The sequence below is a fragment of the Rhizobacter sp. P2_H2 genome, assembly GCF_056403375.1.
The window spans coordinates 1-713 of sequence record NZ_JBFUFP010001695.1 but is presented as its reverse complement, the minus strand read 5'-3'; the positions used below and the strand labels follow the sequence as shown (position 1 = coordinate 713).

The window sequence follows — 713 nt, the reverse complement described above, 5'->3', positions numbered from 1 at the left end:
TTGGAGATATGTTTTGACGTCGAATTAAGTGGTGTAACTCCCGGGGATCAGGCAATAAGTGTCGTGACATTCAACGCCACATTCAAGTATAGCCAAGAGGATCGCGAAATATTTGCACAGAGGGTCCAGATTGATTTGGACGGAGGGCATCTTATTTCTCTTCAGTATTCTCGCGAGGGCCGGCGCTACCTTGTTGAAAAGATTGGTGATTGCGTAATTCCATCTACTCTCAAGAATGTCATTTCAAGAGAGTTTCGCTTCAGGCATTTCTACCCTGTTCCTGTGAGTTCTCGCCTAGGTGTCTTCGACAGGGATAGAAAGGGTGCTTATGGGGAATTCATCGAGGATTTCAATCGAAGTGCAGACAGTGAGATAATAAGGAAGCTGGTTAGAATTTGGTCCCGGTTGTCGGCCGTTATCGCTCGGACTGACTATTTAGGACCGCTGCGAACGGCTCCGGCGAGGACATATCTCTTTACGGGGGAACGTAGTAGGCGTATCGGAAGCGGTGGTGAAAATCTGACCTCTATTCTCGCTACGCGGGATCGTAGACGAGATCGCGAAAAAGATAGTGACGGCAAACCCCTTCAGTTACAGGATCGCATCAATGCATGGTTGCAGAAGGCGGAGATGGCGAAGAAGGCATCCTTGGCACCAATCTCCGATCGACACTTTGAAATTCGCATACAAAATTTCTTCACGAAGGAGGATCA

At 48.1% G+C, this 713-nt stretch carries 1 protein-coding gene; it reads left to right on the top strand.

Annotation, left to right across the window (positions count from 1 at the left end; translation table 11 throughout):
• Positions 1-63 precede the first annotated feature (63 nt).
• Positions 64-713: hypothetical protein (locus tag AC1D15_RS35665; RefSeq protein ID WP_477829809.1), on the top strand; the 650-nt coding region annotated here is incomplete at its 3' end.